Here is a 15,666-nt window from a genome sequence, read left to right on the forward strand (position 1 = left end):
GGGCGAATGCCGCGCGCGGGTGGCGCGGCAGGCTCACCCCTCAGTTCGAGGCGGTGCGCAGCGGCCAGCGGTAGAACCGGTGCACGCCGATCTGCGTCGTCGCGTCGAGCTGGCTGGCCCAGGACGGGTTGACGGCGGTCGTGTGGTAGTGGGTCGAGCCGTCGGTCAGGTCGCGCGGGGCGCCGTCGAGCAGCAGCTTGGCGATCTTGCCGACCTTGCGCCAGGCGGCGGGCTCGCTGATGTGCTCGGGGATGCCGTCGCAGGTGTAGCTGAACTGGCAGGCGTAGCGCCGGCCGGTGCCCTGGTTGACGACCTCGCAGACGGTGTCGGGATAGCGCGGGTCTTCGGCACGGTTGAGGATCACCTCGCCCACCGCGAACAGCCCCTGCTCGCCCTCGCCGCGCGCCTCGAAATAGAGCGCCTCGGCGAGGCATTCCCACTCGGCGCCGCCGGAAGCGACCGGCAGCGCATCGACGCTGCGGGAGCTGACGGTGGCGGTCAGCGCGGCGTCGACCTCGATGCCGCGCTCTTCGGGGGACGGCGGCAGCGCCTGCGCCGCGAGGTCGACGGAAGGAACCATGCCGACGGTCGCCGGTTGTTCGCCCAGCAGCGCCTGGAGCCGCGTTTCGGTGAGAGCGTCTGCCTGCGTGACAGTTGCGGAGATGGAAATCAGCCCGACCGCCACGGCGGCCGCACGGAGCATCGTGCGTCCCAAATTCTTCATCGTCCCTCTTCAATCCAGCTGCCGCAGTCGATCCTGCGTTCGACGGGTGCTATACCGAAGCGAGCTTCGCGGATCTACCGCGCGCGGCGGGATGTCGCGCCTGTCAAGCGGAACCGCGCACGGGACTCACAAAATATGGGGCGCTATGGCCGATCTGCCGCAAGACCGGGCAGCTGGTTCCGGTCAGTGAGCGCGATCTGGGCGGCGGAGAGTCGCGCAACCGGCACCCGGAAGGGCGAACAGGACACGTAGTTCAGCCCGCGCGCCCGGCTGAAGGCGATCGCCGAGCGGCTTCCGCCGTGCTCGCCGCAGATCGACAGCATGATCTCGGGGCACGAGGAGCGCGCCCGCTGGGCGCCGATGGTGAGCAGCTCACCCACGCCCTCGAGATCGAGGGTGTGGAACGGGTCTTCCTCGTAGACGCCCTGGCTGACGTAGGCCGACATGAAGCGACCGGCGTCGTCGCGGCTGAGGCCGTAGGTCATCTGCGTCAGGTCGTTGGTGCCGAACGACAGGAACGCCGCGTGCAGGGCGATGTCGCCGGCGCGCAGGGCGGCGCGGGGCGTCTCGACCATCACGCCGAGCCGGTAGTCGAACTCGGCGCCGGTCTCGTTGTGGACGTTGACGGCGACGGCATCGATCCGGTTCTTCACCAGCTCCACCTCGCGCATCGCCGAAACGAGCGGGATCATGATCTCGGGCACCACCGGCGCACCCTTGCGGCTGGCGGCGATGGTCGCCTCGAAGATCGCGCGGGCCTGCATCTCGTAGATCTCGGGCACCGTCACCCCGAGCCGCACGCCGCGCATCCCGAGCATCGGGTTGTATTCCTCCATCGCCTCGACCCGCGCGGTGACGTCGGCGAGCGGCAGGTTGAGGATATCGGCGAGGTCGCGCAGGCCGGCCTTGTCGGAGGGCAGGAACTCGTGGAGCGGCGGGTCGAACAGGCGAATGCAGACCGGGTGGCCGGCCATGATCTTGAACAGCTCGATGAAGTCGCCGCGCTGCATCGGCAGCAGCCGCGCAAGCACGGCGGTGCGGTCGTCGGGCGCGTCGGCGAAGATCATCTCGCGCATCAGGCTGAGCCGTTCGCCCTCGAAGAACATGTGCTCGGTGCGGCACAGCCCGATGCCCTCGGCGGCGAAATTGCGCGCGGTCTGGGCGTCGGCGGGGGTGTCGGCGTTGGCGCGCACACCGATGTCGCGGAAGCCGTCGGCCCAGTCGAGCAACTGGCGGAACGCCCCGTCGAGCGCCGCCTCCACCATCGGCGGCTCGCCGGCGATGACGTCGCCGGTGGTGCCGTCGACGGTGAGCGTCTCGCCCTCGGCGAATCGCCGTCCGTCGGGGGCGATCAGGCAGCCGCGCTTGCGGTCGATCCGCAGGGTGGAGGCGCCGACGACGCAGGGCAGGCCGAGGCCACGGCCGATGACGGCGGCATGGCTGGTTACGCCGCCGCGGATCGTCAGCACGGCGGCGGCGGCGTGCATGCCGCGGATGTCCTCGGGCGAGGTCTCGCGGCGGACCAGCACGCAGGACTCGCCCCGCGCGGCCGCGGCCTGCGCGTCGGTGGCGGTGAAGACGATCCGCCCGCTCGCGGCGCCGGGGCTTGCGGCGATGCCGCGGGTGATGACGTCGCGCGGGGCGCCCGGGTCGATCTGGCGGTGCAGCAGCTCGGACAGCGCCTGCGGCTCGATGCGCATCACCGCCTCCTCGGGCGGGATGACGCCGTCGGCCGCGAGATCGACGGCGATGCGCACGGCGGCACGGTTGGAGCGGGGGACGCGGACTGCGTCGAGGATCTTCAGCCGGCCGTCCTCGACCGTGAACTCGATCTCCATCTCCTCGCGCAGCCGCTCCCGGCTGCGGTCGCCGAAGGCGACGAGCTTGGCGAAGGTGTCCGGGTGCGCCTCCTCGAGCGAGGGGCCGCGCGGGTCCTTCGTCAGGTAGAGCGCGCCGCTCTCGGCGGTCAGCGCGTCGCGGCCCTGGCTCTGGCTGAGGTAGCGGCCGGTGATGCGGCGCTGGCCGGTGGCGGCATCGATGAACTGGATGACGCCGGAGCCGCATTCCCCCTGCCCCACGCCCAGCGCCATCGCCTGCACGACGAGCCCGAGCCCGGCGTCGGCGGGCGCGCCCTTGGCCTCGCGCAGCAGCCGCGCCGAAGTGCCCTCCCAGGCGCGGGCCATGGACTTGAGCACGTCGGCGAGCTGGCGGGCCGGGTCTTGCGGAAACGGCTCGTCCATCTCGTCCTCGAACGCCGCGAGGGCGCGCGCGAGGGCGGCGCGGTCGGGGTGGTCGGGCAGCTCGAAGGAATCCGCCTCGAGCCGGGCCACCTCGGTGGCGTAGGACTGAATGAAGCGCAGGTAGAGCGACGTCGCCGCCGCTTCGCCCATCGTGGCGCACATGTCGGCGTGGCGGCTGTCGCACATGCCGATATTGAGGATCGCGCCCGGGCCGCCCCAGTCCGGGTCCTGGCTGGAGGGGCGCACCGAGACGAGCGGGTCGGGGCCAAAGGGGCGCAGGATGGTGTCGAGGTCGGGCAGTTCGCCGGCGGCGATGCGGCGCACGGCGCCGAAGGAGAGCGCGACGGTGCGGGGCACCGGCATGTCGAGCCGGACCAGCCGCTGCAGACACTTGGCCCGCCCCCCGTGGATCGCCGCCGACATGGTGGCGTCGACGGTGATGAGGGTGACCTCGTCGTAGGTACGCTCTTTCTGCACTGCGGCATCCTTTCGGGGTCAACATAGGCCCCGAGCGATTCGCCGCAACAGTGCAGTTGCGGTTTCGCTAACCTTCGACGCGGGTGAGGTCTGCGACCGACAGGCAGATCTGGCGGATCCGGCTCAGCAGGTTGAGCCGGTTGCGCCGCAGGACCTGGTTGTCGCTGTTGACCTGCACGTCCTCGAAGAAGGCGTCGATCGGCCCCCGCAGCCCGGCCATCGCCGCCATCGCCGCGGCGAAGTCCTCGCGGGCGAGCGACTCGGCGATCTTCGGCTCGGCCTCGTCGAGGGCGGCGAACAGCGCCTTCTCCGCGTCGCTCTCGGCAAACTTGACGTCGGCGCCGTAGCTGTACTCCACCCCGTCGGCCGCCTCGGCCTGGCTGAGGATGTTGTTGGCGCGGCGGAAACCTTGCAGCAGGTTCTCCCCATCGTCCGTCTTCAGCACATCGCTCAGCGCCCGCGCCCGGGCGACGAGGAGGGCGAGGTCGTCGTTGCCGGGCATGGCCGTGACCGCGTCGATGACATCGTGGCGAATGCCTTCGTCGCGCAGGTGGACCTTGAGCCGGTCGTGGAAGAAGGCGAGCAGGTCGTCGGTGTCTGTGGTGATGTCTCCTTGCAGTTGCTCGGAGACAATCTGAGCCGAATCTCTGAAGATATCCTTAAGCGACAGCCGCAAATCGTTCGTCAGCACCAGCCGGATCACCCCCAGCGCGGCGCGGCGCAGGGCGAACGGGTCCTTCGAGCCCGTCGGCTTCTCGTCGATCGCCCAGAAGCCCGTCAGCGTGTCGAGCTTGTCCGCCAGCGCAACGGCGACGGAAACCGGGGCGGTGGGCACCGCGTCGGAGGGGCCGAGGGGGGAATAGTGCTCCTCGCAGGCGCGCGCGACCTCGTCGGGCAGGCCGGCGGCGGCGCTGTAGTAGCGGCCCATCAGGCCCTGCAGCTCGGGGAACTCGTAGACCATCTCCGACGACAGGTCGGCCTTGGCGACGCGCGCCGCCTTCTCGGCGAGCTCGGGATCGGCCCCGACGGGGCCGGCCAGCGCGCGCGCCAGCGTCGCGATGCGCCCGATGCGGTCCTGCTGGCTGCCGAGGCGGCGCTCGAAGGTGACGTTGCCGAGCGCTTCGAGCCACGGCTCCATCCCGGCCTCGGCGACGCGCAAGTCGTTCTCCCAGAAGAACTTCGCATCCGAAAGCCGCGCCGCCAGCACCTTCTGGTTGCCCGCCAGGATCGTCGCCCCGTCGTCGGCCGTCTCGATATTGGCAACGGTGACGAAGCGGGTGATGCGGCCATCGGGGGCGCGCACCGAGAAGAACTTCTGGTGCTCCTTCATCGACGTCTGCAGCACCTCGGGCGGCAGGCCGAGGAAGCTCTCGCCGATCTCGCCCATCAGAACCACCGGCCACTCGACGAGCCCCGCCACCTCGCGCAGCAGGCCCTTGTCCTCGACCACCTCGAGTCCGGCGGAGAAGGCCATGTTGGTGGCGTCGTTCCAGATCGCCTCGGCGCGCTCGTCGGGGCGCAGCATCACCTTGGCGCGCTTCAGCTTCGCCTCGTAATCCTCGAAGTCGCCGACACTTATCTCGCCCGGTGCCATGAAGCGGTGGCCGCGGGTGACGGCCCCGGCGCGCTGCCCGTCGATCTCGAGCGGCACCACCTCGGCACCGCCCTCGTCGGAGAGGATGCACAGGATCGACGACAGCGGCCGCACCCAGCGCAGGGAGCCGCTGCCCCACCGCATGGACTTCGGCCAGGGGAAGCCGCGCACCGTCGTCTCAAGCACCTCGGCGACGATGTCGGCGGCCTTGCGGCCCTTGCGCTCGATCACGGCGAACCAGAAGGCGCCCTTGCCGGTGTCGCGCTCCTCCAGCGCCGCGCGGTCGACGCCGGCGCCGCGGCAGAAGCCCTCGACCGCCTTGTCGGGCGCGCCGACCTTCGGGCCGCGCCGCTCGTCGCGGGTGTCGGGGCTCTCGGCGGTCAGCCCCTCCACATGCAGCACCAGGCGGCGAGGCGTGGCGAAGGCGGCCGCGGAGGCGTAGGTCAGCCCCGCCTCGACGAGACCGTCCGTCACCATTTTCTTGAGGTCGTCCGAGGCCTTGGCCTGCATCCGGGCCGGGATTTCCTCGGAGAGGAGCTCGATCAGCAGGTCGGGCATCTGCACATCCTTTCGTTGCGCGCGTGCCTTAACGCGGCGCGGCAGCGGGGGCGAGAGGTTACTCGGGCGCGGGCGGGCAGCCCTCGGGGGCGGGATCGCCGTCGTAGACGACCTCGCCGCACCGGTTGAGCTGGTGCCAGGCGAAGGCGCGCCCGTCGGGGAAGCGGGCGATTACGCGGTCGACGCCGTAGACGACATTCTCGGCGGCGAGGAACGCCTCGGCCTCGCCGCGCTCGAGCGCGGCGCCGATGGCGGCGGCGTCGAAGCAGTCGAACCAGCCGGGCGCAGTGAGCGGCACGGGGACCTCGTAGCGGGCGGCCTCGGGCGGCATCACGGGCAGCTCGAAGCAGGCGCGGTAGCGGATCGGCGAGGATGTGGAATCGATGCCGTTGAAGTTTTCGAACCGCAGCGCGAGCGGCTCCCCCGTCTCAGCCGACAGAACTTGCACATTTGCAACCTCGGCGGGGATCTCGTCGTAGTAGGCGTAGACCTGGCTGTAATAGAGCCCACCGCCCAGGAGCAGCGCCGCGAGGAGGGTCGCGATGACGGCGATCCTGCCGGTCATGCCGCGGCCCCGCCCGCCTCCGTGCGCACGAAGGCGTCGGCGCAGGCCTTCGCCAGCGTCCGCACGCGCCCGATATAGGCCTGCCGCTCGGTGACGGAGATCACGCCGCGCGCGTCGAGCAGGTTGAAGATGTGGCTCGCCTTGATGCACTGGTCGTAGGCCGGGTGCGCCATGACGATCTCGCGTCCGGTCTTGGGATCGGTGTCGGGGGCGTCGAGGATGCGGCGGCACTCGGCCTCGGCCTCCTCGAAATGGCGCAAGAGCAGGTCGGTGTCGGCGATGTCGAAGTTCCAGCGGCTGTATTCCCGCTCCGTCTGGCGGAACACGTCGCCGTAGGCGAGCGGGATCGGCGCGTCGGGGGCGTTGAACGGCATGTCCATCACGTGATCGATGCCGAGCACATACATCGCGAGCCGCTCGAGCCCGTAGGTCAGCTCGCCCGAGACCGGGTGGCAATCGTGGCCGCCGACCTGCTGGAAATAGGTGAACTGGCTCACCTCCATGCCGTCGCACCAGACCTCCCAGCCGAGCCCCCAGGCGCCGAGCGTGGGGCTCTCCCAGTCGTCCTCGACAAAGCGGATGTCGTGCAGCGCCATGTCGATGCCGATCGCCTCGAGGCTGCCGAGGTAGAGCTCCTGCAGGTCGGGCGGGCTCGGCTTGATGAGCACCTGGAACTGGTAATAGTGCTGCAGCCGGTTCGGGTTCTCGCCGTAGCGCCCGTCGGTGGGGCGCCGCGAGGGCTGGACGTAGGCGGCGGCCCAGGCGTTGGGGCCGAGGGCGCGCAGGGTGGTGGCGGGGTGGAATGTGCCGGCGCCGACCTCCATGTCGTAGGGCTGCAGCACGGCGCAGCCCTTGCCGGCCCAGTAGGTCTGGAGCCGCAGGATGATCTCCTGGAAACTGCGCGGTTTGTCGGCCATCGTCCCTCCGTCCGGTCGCGGCGAATTCCGGGCCGTCCATAGGCCCCGGGGCGGAGCGGGTCAATTGCGCCACGGCCGATCAATTCCTTGCCATGCACGGCCGATTCAAGCTGACGCCGCAGCCAGCGGCGCTAGGGTCTGCGCCGATCATCCGCCGGCCGCGCGCCGGGCGGAGCAGACCTTTGACGGATGGATAGACGGAAATGATACGACGTGTTTGGGGCCTGTTCCTGGCGCTGGCGATGATGTGGCCGATGTCGGCCGCCGCGCAGGAGACGGTCTGGGTCCAACTCGAGGCGCAGCGCACCCTGTCGGGTGCGCAGACCGCGGCCCGCGGCTATTCCAACCGGCTCGAGAACGTCGCCGGGTTCGCCATCGGCGGCGGCTTCTACGCCATCGCCCTCGGCCCCTACACGCCCGACGACGCCGGCATCGTGGTGCGCCAGCTCAAGTCGGAGCGGGCGATCCCGGCCGACGCCTACCTCGTGGACGGCGGCAACTTCCGCCAGCAATTCTGGCCCGTCGGCACCGGCGCACCCACCGTCGCCCAGCCCCTGCCCACCCGCTACGGCGGCCCCGGCGGCAGCACCGGCGAGACCGACGCGGCCGAGGTCGCCGAGACGCCCCTGCCCGAGGACGTGGCCGCCATCCCCGAGGAGAGTCTCTCCGAGGCGCGCCAGTCCGAGGCGGCGCTGAGCCGGGACGAGAAGATGATGCTGCAGGTCGCCCTCGAGTGGGCCGGCCACTACGACGCGGCGATCGACGGCCTGTTCGGCGGCGGCACCCGCAACGCGATGTCGAGCTGGCAGGCGGAGAAGGGCTATCAGCGCACCGGCGTGCTCACCACCCGCCAGCGCGCGGAGCTGGTCTCGGACTACAACGCCATCCTCGAAGGCCTCGACCTGCAGGTCGTGCGCGACGAGGAGACCGGCATCCAGATGCAGATCCCCACCGGCGCGGTCGCGTTCGAGCGCTACGACCCGCCCTTCGCGATGTTCGAGCCGACCGACCCGGCCACCCTGCCGGCGCGGGTCATCCTGATCTCGCAGCGCGGCGACGAGGACCGTTTCTTCGGGCTCTACGAGATCCTGCAGACGCTCGAGATCGTGCCCCCCGAGGGCGAGCGGTCGCGCTCGGCGCGCGAGTTCCGCATCGACGCGGTGGGCGACGACTTCCGCACCTACGTGCAGGCGTCGCTCGAGGGCGGCGAGATCAAGGGGTTCATGCTGGTCTGGCCGGCAGGCGACGAGGACCGCCGCACGCGGGTGCTCGCCAACATGCGCGGCAGCTTCGCGCGCATCGACGGCGTGCTCGACCCGGCCATCGCGCCGCCCGACGAGAGCCAGTCCGTCAACATGGTCTCCGGCCTCGAGCTGCGCGAGCCGCGCCTGACCCGCTCGGGCTTCTACATCGACGCGCGCGGCAGCGTGCTGACGACCCTCGACGCCACCGAGGGCTGCAGCGACATCCTCGTGGAGGACCGCTACGGCGCCGAGATCGCCCACACCGACGCGGAGCTCGGCCTCGCGGTGCTGCGGCCCGAGAGCGCGCTGGCGCCGCGCCGGGTGGCGGAGTTCCAGTCGAACGTGCCGCGCCTGAAGTCGGAGGTGGCCGTCGCCGGCTATCCCTACGGCGGCCTGCTCGCGGCCCCGGCGGTGACCTTCGGCACCCTCGCCGACATCCGCGGCCTCGCCGGCGAGGACCAGCTCAACCGCCTCGACCTCGCGGCCCAGCCCGGCGACGCCGGCGGCCCGCTGCTCGACGCCGGCGGCACGGTCCTCGGGATGCTCAAGCCGCGCGACGACAACGGCAGCACGGTGCTGCCGTCGGGGGTGAGCTTCGCCGTCGACAGCGACACCATCGTCGCCTCCCTGCGCGAGGGCGGGTTCGCGGTAAGCACCACCGACCGGCTCGAGCGGCTGCCGGCGGAGACGCTGACCCTGCGGGCGGCGGACCTCACGGTGCTGGTGAGCTGCTGGTGAGCTCGAGGGCGGTGCCCGGCGCCGCCCTTTCCCGGTCGGCGCGGTCGTGGGCGCCGGTCGCCGCCTCCGGCGGGGATATTTGAAGAACAGAGACCTGGGGCGGCCCGCCTCGGGGGTCAGGCGCGCCAGAAGTGCCAGGTGAGGATGGTCATCACCGAGAGGACCTCGAGGCGGCCGACGAACATTGCGAAGCTCAGGATCCACTTGGCGGTGTCGTTCAGGCCGTTGAAATTGCCGGCGGGGCCGATTTCGGGGCCGAGGCCGGGGCCGATGTTGCCGAGCGCGGCGACGGCGCCGGAGACCGAGGTGATGAAGTCGAGCCCGGTCAGGCCCAGCGCAACCGTCACGAGGCCGAGGCTGACGATGAAGGCGACGAAGAAGGCCATCACCGAGTTCAGGATGTCGTCGCTCACGGTGCGCCCGTCGTAGCGCGGGGTGAAGACCCCGTGGGGCGAGTGGATGCGCTTGATCTGGGTGCGGATCGAGGCGAACAGCAGCTGGTAGCGGAAGATCTTGATCGAACAGGCCGTCGAGCCGGCGCAGCCGCCGATCAGGCCGACGAAGAAGAAGATCGTCACCGCGAACGGCCCCCAGAGCATGTAGTCGGCGCTGGAATAGCCCGTGCCCGTCATGATCGAGACCACGTTGAACAGAGACTCGCGGAAGGCGACCTCGGTGAAGCCGTGGACGGTGTCGGCGAGGAACAGGCTCAGGGTGAGGACGATGATCGCGATGGTGACGAAGAAGCCGCGCACCTGGCGGTCGAGCAGCAGCGGCGAGGCGTGGCCGCCGATGAGCTGGACGTAGCGCACGAAGGGCAGCGCCGCGAGGATCATGAAGACGACGGCGACGTAGTGCGCGCCGGCCCCGAAGGCGCCGAAGGAGGCGTCGAAGTTGGCCATGCCGCCCGTCGAGACGGTCGTCATCGCGTGGACCATCGCGTCGAAGCTGTTCATCCCGGTGCCCGCGTAGGCGACGGCGCAGGACAGGGTCAGGGCGACGTAGATCACCGAGATGCGGGACGAGATCTCGGTGGCGCGGGGCAGGATCTTGCCCATCGTGTCGAACGCCTCGGAGCGGAAGATCTGCATCCCCCCGACCCGCAGCTCGGGCAGGAACACCATCGCCACGACGACGATGCCGATGCCGCCGAGCCATTGCAGGATGCCGCGCCAGAGCTTCAGCCCCTCTGGCAGCGCCTCGAGCCCGCCGATCACCGTGGCGCCGGTGGTGGTGAGGCCGGACATGGATTCGAAGAAGGCGTCGGTGAAGCCGAGGTTGGTCGCGCCGAGCATGAAGGGGACGGCGCCGAAGACCGGCAGCACGATCCAGACCAGCGAGGTGAGCAGGAAGGTCTGCCGGATCGTCAGCCCCTCCGTCACCCCGTTGCGGCAGGCGAGAGCGGTGAGGGCGCCGAACAAGGTGGTGACGGTGGCGGCCTCGAGGAAAACCGGCCAGTGGCCGTTGCCCGTCGTCAGGTCGGACACCAGCGGCGCCAGCATCGTCAGCCCGAGCGCCGCCACGAGCAGGCCGATCACGTATCCGACGGGGCGCAGGTCGAGCATGGCGGAGCCTGTGCGCGAGCCCCTGCCCGCTGTCAAGCGCGGCGGGCCTCAGCCCGGGTGGTGCAGCGTGGCGAAGAGCTTCGGATCGAGGCTCTCGGCGGCGAAGGTGTCGCCCTCGGTGAGGATCGAGACGGCGTCGTGGCTATGCAGGCTCTCCTGGTGGCTGGCGACGACGCGGAAGTCGGCGATGCGCGCGTCCGCCCGGAGCCGCTCGCAGAACAGCCGGGCGGCGTCCTCGACGAAGATCGGGTTGGCGGCGTTGAGTTCGGCGAAGGCCTGTTCGTCCTCGCGCTTGACCATCACCTGCGTTTCGGTGGGCACCGCCGCGCGGGCGAGGTCGATGAGGTCTTCGAACCAGAGCCGCTCCGTCGCCTCGGGATCGACGAGCAGGCTGATGCGCGCCACCGAGCGCTGGGAGTGCGGGGTCGCGAGCTGGCCGCGCTGCTGGCGGGCGTGCTCGGAGAGCTCCAGCGAGCAGGGGCAGGTCGAGGAATAGACGTAGTCGAGGTGGAAGATCTTCTTGCGCGTGCCCGCGTGCTCCACCAGCTCCATCGCGATGTCGTAGTACTGGTAGCCCTCGAGGCCGGAACGCAGGCTCTTCACCTTCACCGGGAAGGAGAAGCGCATCATCAGCCGGGCGTCGAGGCTTTCGAGATCGGCGAGGTAGTCGTCGAGGGTGCGGGCCATGACGCCGAAGGAGAACGCCTCCTCGGCGTTCCTGTAGAAGCTGCGCATGATCCGGGACATGTTGATGCCCTTCTTCTCCGCCTCGAGGCTCACCGTGCCGGTCACGCTCGTCTCGAGCGTCACCTCGCCGCCGTCGCGCAGGCGGTAGCGGATCGGCAGGCGGAAGTTGGAGATGCCCACATGCTGGATCTGGGTCGCCTCGCCGCGGATCAGCGAGGTCGGGCCGTTCTGCAGGTCGGGCATCGTCGCCTTGTAGGCGGCGTCGGCGTCGAAATCGTCGGGGTAGCGGCGGCTCAGGGCCGGGTAGTTGGACACCTCCCCCGCCGGCAGGAGTCGCGAAATGACCGGATCGAGCGCGGCGACCTCCTCGGGCGTGCGCAGCTCCGCCCAGCGCCGCACGAGGGCGAGCGCGTCTTCGGCTTCGGCGCGGGAAATCTCCCGATCGACGTCAGGTGCATGCAGATTCATCGTCAACGTCCCCTTCAACGTCTGCCCAACATATGGGTACGCCGAGACACGATGCTAGGGAAAACCACCGCGAGGCGCGGCGTTAGCCCTGCCCCGAGGCCGCGGCGAGACCGGCTTCGAGGTCGGCGAGCAAGTCGGCGGCGTCCTCCAGCCCGACGCTCAGGCGCAGCAGGCCGTCGGTGATGCCGAGCTCCTCGCGTTGCTCGGGCGACAGGCGGGAATGGGTGGTCGTTGCCGGATGGGTGACGATCGACTTCGCATCGCCGAGATTGTTCGAGATGGTCCAGAGGTTGATCGCGTTCAACATTGCGAAGGCCCGGGCCTTGCTGCCGCAGTCGATCGACAGGACGGTGCCGGCCGAGCCGTTCTGGCGCTGGACGAGGTCGTGCTGGGGGTGGTCGGGCAGGCCGGGGTAGATCACCCGCTCGAGATCGTCGCGCCCCGCGAGCGCGGTGGCGAGCTCGAGCGTCGTGGCGACCTGGGCGCGCACCCGCAGGTCCATCGTCTCGAGACCCTTGAGCAGCAGCCACGCGTTGAACGGCGCCAGCGCGCCGCCGGTGTGCTTGATGTAGGGCTCGGCCGTCTTGCGCACGAACTCGCGGGTGCCGAGGATCACCCCGCCGAGCACCCGCCCCTGCCCGTCGATATGCTTGGTGGCGGAGTAGACGACGACGTCGGCGCCCTGCGCGATGGCGTCGGAAAAGACCGGGGTGGCGAAGACGTTGTCGACGATGACCTTGGCGCCGACGGCGTGGGCCAGCTCGGAAACGGCGGCGATGTCGATCACCTCGAGCGTCGGGTTGGCGACGCTCTCGAAGAACACCGCCTTCGTGTCGTCGCGCAGCGCCGCGCGCCATTGGTCGAGGTCGGTGCCGTCGACGAAGGTGACGTCGACGCCGAAGCGCATCAGCACGTCCTCGAGCACGTAGAGGCAGGACCCGAACAGCGCGCGCGACGAGACGACATGATCGCCCGCCCGCAGCATCGAGGTCAGCGCGGCGTTGACGGCGGCCATGCCGGAGGCGGTGGCGAAGGCATCCTCGGCGCCCTCGAGCGCGGCGATGCGCTCCTCGAACATGCGCACGGTCGGGTTGCCGTAGCGGGCATAGATGAACTCGTCGGGGCCGCATTGATCGAAGCGGGCCTCGGCGGCCTCGGGGCTGTCGTAGACGAAGCCCTGCGTCAGGTAGAGCGCCTCGGACACCTCGCCGTACTGCGAGCGGCGGGTGCCGCCGTGCACGGCCCTGGTCTTCTTCGCGTAGTCGGTCATCTTTGGGCGCCCTTCCAGAACAAAACCCCGACACCGGCCAAGGTATCGGGGTCTGCGCCCGAGACCTCTTTAGCGGCATGTTTAACGTGGCCCGCAATCCGGTAACAAATCGCCACGATGCGCGCTGCCATAGCGCCGCCGCCGGCGGCGGTCAAGCGCGGCTCACGAGCCCTCGCCGGGCGGCTCGATCAGGTACTTCTGCAGCGCCACGATCTGCACCCAGAGAAACACCATCAGCGCCGCCGGCATCGCGAACGTCTCGAGCTTGACCCACAGGTCGGTCGTCTGGGTGCGCCAGATCAGCTCGTTGGCGAGCGCCAGCGCGATGAAGAAGGCGCAGAGCCGGCGGGTCAGGATCATCCAGCCCTCATGGCGCATGGGCAGCAGCTCGCCCATCACCCACTCGAGCCACGACTGCCCCCGCAGCAGCCCGATCCCGAGCAGCGCGGCCATGATGCCGTAGACGATGGTCGTCTTCATCTTGAAGAAGCGCTCGTCGTTGAACCACGCGGTCAGGCCGCCGAAGAAGATCACCATGAAGGCGGTGAAGACCTGCATCCGGCTGAGCTTCTTCGTCAGCGCCCACAGGATCCCCATCGCCACCAGGAGCACCGGCACGAAGATCAGCGTGGCGACGATGAAGCCGGAATACTCCGTCTCGCCCCAGGTGAAGGTCCGGTCGCGCAGGCGCAGGTAGATCAGGAAGAACACGAGCGTCGGGCCCAGTTCGAGCACCTGCTTCAGGACGGGGTTGATCTGCTTCTCTGCCATGGCCCGATCCTTACCCTCCCAGTTCGACGATGACAGCCCCGAGCGCGATCAAACACATGAGACCGAGGCGTCGCGGCCCCACCTTCTCGCCGAGGATGAACCAGCCGATGAGCGCGGCGAACACCGTCGACGTCTCGCGCAGCACCGCGGCCTCGCCGATCTTGTCGAGCCGCGTCGCCATCATGACGCCGCCGAACGAGACCCACGCGATCAGCGCCCCCGCCGCCCCGCGCCGCAGCAGCGAGCCGACGCCGCCGGGCGCGCCGGTGCGGCGGTAGCGCAGGTAGGCGATCACCGGGAAGTCGAGCGCGGTGATGAAGAAGAACCAGGCGAGGAAGGTGAACGGGTTGGCCGCCTGGCGGATGCCGAAGGCGTCGTAGGTGGTATAGAGCGCCACCAGCACGCCGCCCAGCGCCGCCCAGGCCAGCCCGATCCGGAGCGCGCGCCCGTCGACCTTCTCCTCGGAGAGGTTGCGCGCCGCGAGCAGCAGGATGCCGCCCGAGAGGCAGCCGACGCCGAGCCACTGCACCGCCGTGAAGTGCTCGGAGAAGAACACCGACGCCGCCAGCACCGTCACCAGCGGCCCGGTGCCCCGGATCACCGGGTAGACGACGGTGTAGGCCGCCCGGTCGTAGGCCAGCGCGACGGTGAGCTTGTAGCCGAAATGGACGACGAGCGCGCCCAGCAGGATCAGCAGGCCGGTTCCCGTCGGCCAGGGGACGAGGAACAGCGCGACGGGGGCGCTGAAGCAGACGAGCCAGAAGTCGATCGAGCCGCGCATCAGCCACGGATCGTGCCGCCCCTTCTGGAGCGCGCCGAAGATCGCGTGCGCGAGCGCCGAGACGAGCGCCAGCGCCGTCGCCAGCCGCGCCCCCTCCGGTGTCCCGGCAATCGATACAAGCCACTCGCCCATGCGCGTCTCCTCGCGCCAATCCCGGCGCTTGGCAAGGGAACAGCGCGCGCCATGTCACTGTTTGTCCACCAGAAGACGAGGAGCGCGTGTCACGATGTGGGAAAGCCTGATCGATGAAATCCAGCCCGGCTTCGCCGCCGTGTCGCCGACGGCCTCGACGGTGCGGCTGCTGTCGGCGCTGCTGCTCGGAGGCATCGTGGGGGCCGAGCGCGAGTGGCGCGAGAAGACGGCGGGGCTGCGCACGCACATGCTGATCGCGGTGGCGGCGGCGCTGTTCGTGATCGTCGGCCAGGAGCTGTCGACGCTCGATTTCGGCAACGACGCCAAGCGGACCGACCCGATCCGCCTGATCGAGGCGGTCACCGCCGGCGTCGCCTTTCTCGCCGCCGGGCTGATCTTCCAGCACCAGGGCAAGGTGCGCAACGTCACCACCGGCGCGTCGATGTGGCTCTCGGGGGCGATCGGGCTGGCCTGCGGCGTCGGCCAGATCCCCCTCGCCGCCATCGCGACGGCGATCACGCTGGTGGTCATCGGCCTCCTCGGCTGGATCGAGCGGCGCACCGGGATGAAGGGGCCGGACGACGATATCTGACGGAGCGACCCGCATAGGCCGGACGCCTCGCTGGGGGACGTCGCCCGATTGCGCGGCCCCGGCCCGCGCCGCCGCGACCTGCTGATCGAGTACCTGCACCTCGTGCAGGACCGCTACGGCTACCTCTCCGCCGCCCACCTGCGCGCCCTCGCCGAGGAGCTGCGCGTCGGGCAGGCCGAGGTCTGGGAGGTGGCGTCGTTCTACGCGCACTTCGATCTGGTGAAGGAAGACGAGCTGCCGCCGCCCGCGCTGACCATCCGGGTCTGCGAATCGCTGTCGTGCGAGCTCGCCGGGGCCGAGGCGCTGCTTGCGGCCCTGGAGGAGGGGCTGGACCCGGCCGAGG

General features: G+C 70.0%; 13 protein-coding genes and 1 riboswitch. Of the genes, 3 read left to right on the plus strand and 10 right to left on the minus strand.

Annotated elements, in window-relative coordinates:
* Window positions 1-40: 40 nt before the first annotated feature.
* The 5 genes from OG2516_RS07345 to OG2516_RS07365 all read right to left on the minus strand — a co-directional run bounded on the left by OG2516_RS07345 (window position 41) and on the right by OG2516_RS07365 (window position 7,075).
* Window positions 41-724, minus strand: a complete 684-nt coding sequence (locus OG2516_RS07345) for a cell wall hydrolase (protein WP_245544277.1) — start codon at window positions 722-724, stop codon at window positions 41-43.
* A 143-nt stretch (window positions 725-867) separates the two neighbouring features.
* Entirely contained in the window at window positions 868-3,441 is a 2,574-nt protein-coding gene (locus OG2516_RS07350) for a putative PEP-binding protein (RefSeq protein WP_007255007.1), read from the minus strand.
* Window positions 3,442-3,508: 67 nt separating this feature from the next.
* A complete protein-coding gene (glyS, locus tag OG2516_RS07355; protein WP_007255008.1) occupies window positions 3,509-5,593 on the minus strand; it encodes a glycine--tRNA ligase subunit beta in 2,085 nt (694 codons plus the stop codon).
* A 58-nt stretch (window positions 5,594-5,651) separates the two neighbouring features.
* Entirely contained in the window at window positions 5,652-6,158 is a 507-nt protein-coding gene (locus tag OG2516_RS07360) for a DUF6446 family protein (protein ID WP_007255009.1), read from the minus strand.
* Complete coding sequence (locus tag OG2516_RS07365) at window positions 6,155-7,075, minus strand: glycine--tRNA ligase subunit alpha (RefSeq protein WP_007255010.1); 921 nt, start codon at window positions 7,073-7,075, stop codon at window positions 6,155-6,157. The genes OG2516_RS07360 and OG2516_RS07365 overlap by 4 nt, the downstream gene beginning before the upstream one ends.
* Window positions 7,076-7,278: 203 nt before the next feature.
* On the opposite strand from OG2516_RS07365, the gene OG2516_RS07370 reads away from it, so the two are divergent.
* Window positions 7,279-9,057 carry a serine protease gene (locus tag OG2516_RS07370; RefSeq protein ID WP_050769118.1) on the plus strand — a complete coding sequence of 593 codons (1,779 nt, stop codon included), beginning with the start codon at window positions 7,279-7,281 and terminating at the stop codon, window positions 9,055-9,057.
* 116 nt (window positions 9,058-9,173) lie between these two features.
* Here OG2516_RS07370 and OG2516_RS07375 read toward each other — a convergent pair whose 3' ends face one another.
* The 5 genes from OG2516_RS07375 to OG2516_RS07395 all read right to left on the minus strand — a co-directional run bounded on the left by OG2516_RS07375 (window position 9,174) and on the right by OG2516_RS07395 (window position 14,731).
* The gene (locus OG2516_RS07375) at window positions 9,174-10,622 is read right to left on the minus strand and encodes a TrkH family potassium uptake protein (RefSeq protein ID WP_007255012.1); all 1,449 of its coding nucleotides are present in this window, start codon (window positions 10,620-10,622) and stop codon (window positions 9,174-9,176) included.
* Window positions 10,623-10,670: 48 nt separating this feature from the next.
* Window positions 10,671-11,777: a GTP cyclohydrolase FolE2 gene (gene folE2, locus OG2516_RS07380; protein ID WP_007255013.1), complete on the minus strand. Its 1,107-nt coding sequence runs from the start codon at window positions 11,775-11,777 to the stop codon at window positions 10,671-10,673.
* 82 nt (window positions 11,778-11,859) lie between these two features.
* Window positions 11,860-13,047, minus strand: coding sequence for an O-succinylhomoserine sulfhydrylase (gene metZ / locus OG2516_RS07385; protein ID WP_007255014.1), 1,188 nt, complete (start codon window positions 13,045-13,047; stop codon window positions 11,860-11,862).
* A 48-nt stretch (window positions 13,048-13,095) separates the two neighbouring features.
* A riboswitch (SAM riboswitch) is annotated at window positions 13,096-13,173 on the minus strand.
* A gap of 36 nt (window positions 13,174-13,209) precedes the next feature.
* Window positions 13,210-13,818, minus strand: coding sequence for an inner membrane-spanning protein YciB (locus OG2516_RS07390; protein ID WP_007255015.1), 609 nt, complete (start codon window positions 13,816-13,818; stop codon window positions 13,210-13,212).
* A gap of 10 nt (window positions 13,819-13,828) precedes the next feature.
* Window positions 13,829-14,731 carry a DMT family transporter gene (locus tag OG2516_RS07395; RefSeq protein WP_007255016.1) on the minus strand — a complete coding sequence of 301 codons (903 nt, stop codon included), beginning with the start codon at window positions 14,729-14,731 and terminating at the stop codon, window positions 13,829-13,831.
* Between the two features lie 94 nt (window positions 14,732-14,825).
* On the opposite strand from OG2516_RS07395, the gene OG2516_RS07400 reads away from it, so the two are divergent.
* Both OG2516_RS07400 and OG2516_RS07405 read left to right on the plus strand, forming a co-directional pair.
* On the plus strand, window positions 14,826-15,323 hold the full coding sequence (locus tag OG2516_RS07400; protein ID WP_007255017.1) for an MgtC/SapB family protein: 498 nt from the start codon (window positions 14,826-14,828) through the stop codon (window positions 15,321-15,323).
* Window positions 15,324-15,371: 48 nt separating this feature from the next.
* Window positions 15,372-15,666: NADH-quinone oxidoreductase subunit NuoE family protein (locus tag OG2516_RS07405; RefSeq protein WP_007255018.1), on the plus strand; the 295-nt coding region annotated here is incomplete at its 3' end.

It is taken from the genome of Oceanicola granulosus HTCC2516 (assembly GCF_000153305.1).
Classification (GTDB): Bacteria; Pseudomonadota; Alphaproteobacteria; order Rhodobacterales; family Rhodobacteraceae; genus Oceanicola; species Oceanicola granulosus.